Origin of the sequence: uncultured Roseobacter sp., assembly GCF_947501835.1 — a bacterium.
GTDB lineage: Bacteria > Pseudomonadota > Alphaproteobacteria > Rhodobacterales > Rhodobacteraceae > Roseobacter.
This window is the reverse complement of sequence record NZ_CANMXR010000038.1, coordinates 1-8158: the sequence shown is the minus strand read 5'-3', so window position 1 is coordinate 8158 and position 8158 is coordinate 1. Positions and strand designations below refer to the sequence as shown.

4 protein-coding genes are annotated in these 8158 nt (G+C 55.4%); 1 reads left to right on the top strand and 3 read right to left on the bottom strand.

Annotated features, from left to right (window positions below; translation table 11 throughout):
* Positions 1–176: 176 nt before the first annotated feature.
* The 3 genes from Q1A20_RS25725 to Q1A20_RS25715 form a co-directional block, all read right to left on the bottom strand.
* Complete coding sequence (locus tag Q1A20_RS25725; protein WP_299919617.1) at positions 177–557, bottom strand: VOC family protein; 381 nt, start codon at positions 555–557, stop codon at positions 177–179.
* A 90-nt stretch (positions 558–647) separates the two neighbouring features.
* Positions 648–1157 (bottom strand): hypothetical protein, encoded by a 510-nt coding sequence (locus tag Q1A20_RS25720; RefSeq protein ID WP_299919616.1) that lies wholly within the window; start codon positions 1155–1157, stop codon positions 648–650.
* Positions 1158–1841: 684 nt separating this feature from the next.
* Complete coding sequence (locus Q1A20_RS25715; protein ID WP_299919614.1) at positions 1842–5771, bottom strand: hypothetical protein; 3930 nt, start codon at positions 5769–5771, stop codon at positions 1842–1844.
* Positions 5772–6659: 888 nt separating this feature from the next.
* Between Q1A20_RS25715 and Q1A20_RS25710 the strand changes: the two genes are divergently transcribed.
* Complete coding sequence (locus Q1A20_RS25710) at positions 6660–7811, top strand: hypothetical protein (RefSeq protein WP_299919612.1); 1152 nt, start codon at positions 6660–6662, stop codon at positions 7809–7811.
* Positions 7812–8158: the final 347 nt, after the last annotated feature.

The following is an 8158-nucleotide window of genomic DNA, read 5'->3' as shown; positions in this document are numbered from 1 at the left end:
AACAATAAGCCCGCGACCAACGCAGCGAGGCGGCCATCCTCCCAAATCAAAGCGACTTCTTCAACAAAATAAGCCCAGAGTCACCAATGCTGCGCTGCGCATGAATGTCTGCTTTTGATGCTTTGACGAGGCTGGCTTTTCCGGCCACCACGCCAGTTCGGATGCCAAACGGCTCGTCAGCGCTTTCGATTGCTGACCTCAACGAGATTTCCATCGGGATCACGGAAGTAAACCGACATCAGCTTTCCGACAGCGCCGGCCTTTTCCGCGGGGCCTTCGACGATTTCAATGTTTTGAGACTGAAGTTGAGCGACCACATCTGCCATTGGAAGATCAGTCAAGACGCAGAAATTGCCGCTTCCAGGGACTGTCTTTTTCGCAAGGCTTGGCAAATCGTTCGCGTCCTGAACACTGATCTTGTTCGATCCGAAATGCAGCGACCATTTTCCCGGCCGCTCTTCATGGGCCGCCATACCCAGAACGTGCCGATAGAAGTCCAGGGTGGAGTCAACGTTGCGCACGCAAAGAACGATGTGGTCGAAACCATAGATGTGCATGGTTTGTCTATCTCAATCTTCTTACTGCCGGGTAAAAAACCCATCTCAATCCGACCTCCCGGCAAATCAGATCAGATTACGGTAGTGACGTCAGCCATACTTTGTAAGTGCTTCTGACACCGTCAGTCGAGGCACGCGAAGCGCGTCGCCTTCGACGCGCTCAGCCTCTTCCATGTCCAGATTGAAGATATCGTAGGGTTGCCGCGCTGTATCATCCAGCCCAGTCACGATCACATCGAAGGTGTAGGACGGCTCTTCTGCAATGAACCAGTGGACGTTGTCATCGTCCTCGCCAATGGAGGACAGATCTCCGCTTCGAATTGTCCGGTCCACTGTGGGTCGAATGGTCAGTGACTGCTCATCGCGTGACAGTTGATCATATTGGCGCAGCCGGAAGTTACCAGACAACGGCAGGTGAGCCGAGACCATGTTCGCGTGCCCGTGAGGTATAATGGATCTGCCTGTATCGACTGCGAACAGCTTCGGCAGAAAATCCAGCGTTCTTCTTTCGTTAACTCCAAAATCAATGAACGCCGTTGTGACGCCCAGTTCCGCAAAGCCGATCCTTTTGGCAAGATGGTCAAAATCAATCCCGCGCACAAGGTCTTCCGGAGGAATCCGGGAAAGCAATTCGTCGATGCCGACACGCCAATCGAGATCAGCTCCCCGCGGAGTGCGCCGGATACCTCGTCAATCCTTGATATGAGCCGTTCGACTTCTCGTCCTTCCGACCCAGCAAATGCCGATGTGCCATCACTGACACCCAACAGTGAAGTCACTGCACCCAAATGCGCGATTAAAGATCGCCTGTTGGTTAGGATATCCATGGCGCGAGCATACCACATGGCAGGGAATTCCGGTATCCACCACCATGGACGGAGATTGTTGGCTCTGGGTTGGCATAAGCTGACATTCATCGGACGGCAGCGAATGGCGGGTTTGTTTGTCCGCAGATCGTGAGTTCGACCTACGGCAAACTTCGGCTTGCGGCGAATGACCGCTAAGCGGGCTGCGACCGCGGCATCTTGACTGGACGGTGAATGGCAGGAATGGGCCGTGGTGATGACGCGGTTTGGCATATTCGCGAGCGAGGCCAAAGCCGCAAACTCATTGCCACACGCACGCAGGATCGTTCCCCGCTTGGGCGGAGACGCCATAAAGAGCCTTCGGACGCAGCCTATAGCCTGGTCAGTGGCTCGCCGCTGAAGTGCCAAGCCGGCCAAGCTCGTAGATTTCTTTATAGCTCAGAGTTTTACTGCATTCTTCGGAAATCAGTTACCTGATCTAACCATCACGTGCAGTGTCCGGTTGGGAGAGATCAAGGATGTGCACATCAATGCGACCGCGTAGGTCATCCGGCAGCCGTGCCTCTATCGCTACCCAAAGGTCTGCGGCAGACTGAAATTCATATTGCCCTGATCCGGCAACGACCTCGTCGGAGCCATACCATAGAACGAGGTATACGCCCTGCTCATCAGCATCCGGATGCATGGTATATCGATCTGCAAGCTGCGTCGCAGCTGCCCCGAACAGATCGCGGTGCCACTGGCCCTTGCCTTCAATAACCAGCATTCTCGGTGCACCATTGACCATGCGCGTTGCTGTGAGATCGCATCTGTTTCGTTCTGCGAGCTGATGTTCGATCACGTCATGTATGTCCAAAGGAGCCAGGCGCGGTCTCAACCAGGCGGCTATGCGCGCCATCCCGCGGACTTCGTTCAGCCGACCGCCGCCGTCGTAAAACTGATCCCGGAGCCCCGTGTGCCCAGCCAGGATCTCCCTTTGCAGTTCTTGGAAGAGCTCCTTAACCAGGGCGCGTGTTTGCTCGACACTGGCTGGCAATCCTGCGTCGATGAAACGCGCCACATCGGCTGGCCCGGGGCGCACAGACGCCAATGCTGATCTGCGTCGCAGTTCTGCCCGGATGCTGCGAAGATCGTTATAGGATGGGGCCATGATATCTTCGGCGAGAAGTCTTTCGATGACCGGCAGCGCGGCGTTCGGCTCTTCGCGGCCGATTTGCCAAACAGAATCTCTAAGATATCGATAGGCGGTCTCGCCTCTTGGGCTACCAGTCCCCCAGCTTGATGGAAGAGGAACGACAGGCCAATGAGGACGATATGCTAGTTGCAGTTGCTCAATCTTCTCAGCCGACAGCGTCGACCAAATGTCATCTCCCTGCCGACCGCGGTCCCGACGACGCTCCAACCAGAAGACAAGGTTGGGGTCCCGGATCATGTAGTCCCAGACCTCAGGGTTGATTTCTTCGGCGAACCAGAAATCCCGCATGAACCAGAATGGCCGCTGCTCTTCATGCCTATGGGGCAGCATGCCTTCACCCAAGGCAACACAGCGGACTCGGATCAGAGACAGAAGGGCCTCTCGATTTCCGAAACTGGCAGCCATATCGAAGAGTGTCTCGAGGGTATGGATCGCAAGTTCTGGAAAACGCTGAAGCCATTCGAGCGGAAGTGTGGCCCTGAGGTGGTTGAGCATTGGCTCGCGCTGCAGGATATGCAGATCACAGAAATCGCCAGGCTCCTCCATCGCGGGCTCAAGATAGGCCCGCGCATAGGCCTCGCTCTCGTCAGGGGAGAGCTGAGCCAATCGCTGAACTTCCGCGTGGAATGCCTCTTGCTCGCCGTCTGCATAGGTTTTGTAGCCGCCGGTGTCATGCAGGATGGCAAGCGCGACCTCCGGGGCCACCTCATCCAGGGTGCCGGTGGCGCGATATTCCGCAAGAGCCCCGGCCAGGAAAATCTGGACCCAAGCTCTTGCATCCCCTTCGCCGACTTCTGCAATCGTCGGGCAGCGATCAGACAGGGTTGTGAGGCTCTGTCGAAGTGTGCTGTCCGGATCGAACAGACCATGAGTGACCTCAGGCAATTTTTCAGGATCAATGAGATAGGCCCGCGCAAGACTATGGGTCCATCTTACGTTCTCGCCGCGTTCAATTGATGTCCTGTTCTCATGGAAAAAGGTTGTATTGGCGGCTTCGATGCGCCGTTCGCTACGTCGTCGGCGTGCCTCGAACCTATAGCGTCTGGGGCGCTGCTTTCGCCAACCATCGCGTCTTGCTCGGTTCAACCAAGCCCATTCTCTCATGAGGGCAGGCTTCTCAAGCGCCTGCTCACGGCAGTAGCGTCGAAACTCGTCAGGTCCCCGGGTGGAGGCCTCTCCATGATAACGGTGGACGCCGATGAAGCGGCCCCACAAAGCCGGGTTGTTGTTTTGAAAAGCGAGGTCCACGAGATTGCGGTCATCACCTTCACGCAGATTCAAGCCTGAGTGGCCGTACTCACCGATGACGTCAAACAGCACGTTAAAGATTTCGTCGTTGTCTATGAGCCCTGCAAAAGCATGCTCCTGCAGCGCTCGTCTTAAGATGTCATCACCCTGTAGCACTTCGACTGCTCGGCTTTGCCTTGCATTCGTTTGACTGTGGAAGTGCAGGTTGCGAACCCAACCCCAGATTTGATCTGGATCATGAGGGCCGGTGGCCAGCTCAAAATAGCGATCGAGAAGCATTCCGACGGTCTTGCTCATGCCGTCCCGGCAATGACAGGCATGCCGCTCGTTACAACAGGTGCACTGCAACGAAACCGTCAAATCGTCGAGCAACCGCACAAAGACCCCCTCATCAAGCTCGCCCACAAGACGCGTCAGGAAATATCGGTCATCGAAGTTCCTTGATCGACGCCCCCCATCGGTAGAGTAGAGCGCGGTTGCGGCTCTAAGAGTGGCAAGGGTTTCATCGTAAGTTGCTCTGGTCCCGAGAAACATCAGGACTTCTGTCGCCAGTCTGAGCGCGTTGACGGCGCCGTCGCCAATGAGCCTTTGGAGAGCAGCGATTGGATCGTAATCGCTATCGTTCAAAAGGCAGGATAGGGCATCGAGACGTGGACCAATGCTCGTTTCCGCATCATAGAGGATGGTTTCGAGTTCATTTCTCAGATCACTCACGATGGGAGCGCCAACCAGCAATTCGAGCAAAAGCCCCTGCAAATGCCCTTGCTGTGATTCAACAAGCAAGGGTCGAAGCGCTTCCAGCATGTCTGGTGTGAAGAGGCCCGATGCACGGAACGTGCGCCACTGGTCACTGCGGCGAAAATAAGGGTCGTCAGCATTTAGATCGGACAGGGCATCAAGCAGTGATATGCGCGAGGCGGATGTCAGCCTGGACGGATCGCCGTTGGACAACACGGCATAGGCATCAAGTTCGATAGCCGTATCCTGAATCGACTGCGATCCAAGTGCTGCCATCCATCCCAACAGACCACGCAGGTCGTCCCGGACCACACCATTTGGAGCGATGAGAGCCATGGCACGTTCCAAATTAAACCGCGATGCCGGATCATCAATGAGACCAACCAAGTGCTGAGCCGCGCCATATTCAGCCACGATCCGGTGTACGGGCTCATGCTGGTTCGCGGCCGCTCCCGGCCGAAACAACTTCGTCGACAAGGTCGAAGCCGGGCCGTCACCATCCAGCCCTATAGTTTCAAATTGCGGGTGCAAATCGTCTTCTGCGATGTCCCCAACTGCCACGCCATCTGCGCCGGAGAGGAGGATTTTCGCGAAGATCTCGTTTGCCCATGCAGTTCGTCTGTGTCTTGCAGGCGCTCCGGCCGCAGGAACATTTGGGTTCGCTTCCCTGGCAAGGTGTTCGATTGCCAACGTAAAGACGTTGGAGCGTGAAGGAAGGTGACCATCGGCTTCGACATAGGCCCCCGCAAACAGGCGCAGAAACTCCGGGTTACCAAGAAGATGATGAAGGTCGAACCGGCTGATGTCTTCCGCGAATGCGTCGAATGATCGATCGGCGTGAAAATACTCAAAAAGCTGTCGCTGCTCATTGCTCTCCAGCGAGACGAGATGGGTCACGTGGGGTTCGACGCCAAACAAATCACCGACAAGCCGCGTCTTGGCATCTTCCCATTCTCCGGATCGGCTTGACAGCAGAACGCGATCAGGCTCCGCATCGCGGATTTGATGCAGGATGTCGTGAACGCGTGCATCGCCGATCCGCGCCACTTCATCAAAGGCGTCGACCACAAGGGTCGAGCGTCCCGAAACCTGACGGAAAGCGCTGGCCCGAACGCGATCAGCGCCCAACTGGTCTGCGATACTGTCCAAGAGCGCCGTTTTTCCCGCACCGGGCTCAGCGAGCAAAATCACGATTCCAGGTCCTGCCAGAAGTTCAGCTTCCGGCAAAATTCGGTCTCCGTGACGGAGCCTGCGGGGAATATGAAATTCGCCAGGAATCTGCAGCCCTCTGCTCGAATTGTTTTCTTAAGCACGTGTTTGGGACCCGGTTTATAGTATTCCTATCGGCGAAGGAGTAGTGGGTAATTGGTAATCGGTAGATAGGATCCGACCGTGCCCCAAAGAAGGTCAGCGCTACAGCATTACGGCACTCACCTTACTGCACATCCAAACCGGCCTAATGTTTCATAGGTCGCTCTCCTCACGGCTTGTTTCCATGAGGCCAACATTCCGGACCTCGTTCGCCACCGGAAAGCGACCGCCGCAATCACACCATTTCGTTTATGGTCGAGCATACCGTCCCGCCCAGGATCAAGCGCTTAGCAAAGATTAAGACCCCGGCAGAACTTTTGCGGTTTTTGGATTTTTTTGTCTCGGTTGAGGAGGGGCGTCCGCGACCATTTGTCAATGTCTGCTTCCGGGAAGCTGCGATGCAGCATTGAACCGCAAACTCAGCGTCTGGTTAGGGCCGCCTCAGCGCCACCGGTTCCTCCGACACCTGATCCAATGCTTCGCCGCATCCGATGTCCGCGAAGAGCCCAATGTTACAGGCACCGTAACGCGATTGAGTAACTGCCGGGGGAATGGACCAGCTTTTTCGGATCGTCGCAGTTCGCCCGAGAAAGCCGCATCCGTGCCAAAGGTCAACCATGTCAGCGCTCTGAGCACGGTCAGGCTATCCTGTGCAGCAATGATGCGACAGTGTCTCGAAAGAAGTGGCAGCGGTCAAAGCTCGGGTTACACCTACAAAGCATCACGTGACACTTCGCCTTTTGCTCACTGCGTTGAGCCGACAATGCGAGTATGATGAAAGCTCAAACTCCAAAGAGTAGCCAGATGACTGGACCACACGACCAGAAATCAGCGGAGGAGCTTTTTGAGGCGCACCAAGCGTCTTCACGCCCTATTTGGCTAAGCCCGAAGATGAGCTTGGTCGTGTTCTTGCTCTCTCCAATCCTTTTTCCTCTTATCTTAATACCCTATGCAGGCGCATTCATTACGTGGGCTGGCAATCATCCTGCCTGGCAAACGCTGTTTTTCACCTCACTTGTCATCATGGGTCATGCAACGATCGACGTTATGATCCGAGACGTGCTGCGCGAGAATTCAAAGCGATTGGAGGGCGCAATCAAAGCACAAGCGAACGCGGTGGAGAGCGTCCTGCCAATCGCACTTTTCTTGAGAGCATTTCACGAAGATCGCTCATATAGCGATCTGGGTGGAGGTTTTTCTATCTTTGAAGAACTTGAACACGGCCTTAGGTCTGAAGGGTATTTCCCACTGGCGCTTGGGGCCAACTTGCCCGTTGGGCCAGATCATGGCGTCGCCTTCATCGAAACATCTGAAGCGACCTGGTGGGAGGCGTTTTGCGCAGCCGCAAACGCCGCGGGCGTCATAATTGTAGCACCGGACGATACACCGTCACTGAGAAGAGAGATCGCATGGTTGGCCACAAATCATCAGCTCGAAAAGGTTCTGTTCGTCATGACACCGAGATCCCGCAACGTGCTTGCAGTATCCGGAGACGTGCCTACGGCCCATCCGGCGGGGCCAGACAAGGCGCGCATGGCGTCATGGGAGGCCTTTCGGACATCTTTTAGGACCCTATTCAATGTATCGCTTCCGCCTTATGATCCGAGAGGTGGGTTGGTGTGGACCGATGGTGGAAACCAGACCACAATAACCACTATGCGTAAGGTCGATGAGCCAGAGAAAATGGCCAACGATTATCGAAGCGACTATGGGGTCAAATTCGACCTGACCATAAAACACGCAATGGAAGGATTGCCCCCTCCCACGCATAGCATTCGTGACTTTTGGTCTTTACTTCCATCGTTTGCCAAACCGATCACAGGTGGCTCGGTTTTGAAGCCGCCAGGTTCAACCGGTTTGGAATGGCAAACGTTGAAGCTGTATTCCGCCGTAAGCTGGGGGACAGTTTTGGGGTTTCTGCTGGTCTGTCTGCTAGTCTATATGGGCGTGTTTTGAATCGATGCTTAGGGCGCTATTGGAACTGCAATACCCTTGGGGCGGCTTAAACGAGGCCAGACAGCTCTTCGTCGAGGCACGGGTTCGGACTATTGCCGACCATCTTTCTCAGGCGATGGGCAACAGAGGATAACTGTCAGCTCGATGATTTGACTCGGGTGACCGCAATGTCCGCTAATGTGTGAGTTTGGGTCTAACTCGATCTTGCGGTCGCGGCGAAAGTCCGGTCTGGCGGGCCGCGTCGCAGCATGCGAGATCTGGGACGAACGGCAGCTTCTCTAATTGGGCGTTTGGGTCAAGCTCGTTTTCCTTCTTTGTTTGGGGCCGTTGTCGCTCATCCGGGTCAC

Coding starts and splice junctions, on each gene's coding strand:
- Q1A20_RS25725 (WP_299919617.1), bottom strand. CDS start 557: ATGCACATCTATGGTTTCGACCACATCGTTCTTTGCGTGCGCAACGTT.
- Q1A20_RS25710 (WP_299919612.1), top strand. CDS start 6,660: ATGACTGGACCACACGACCAGAAATCAGCGGAGGAGCTTTTTGAGGCG.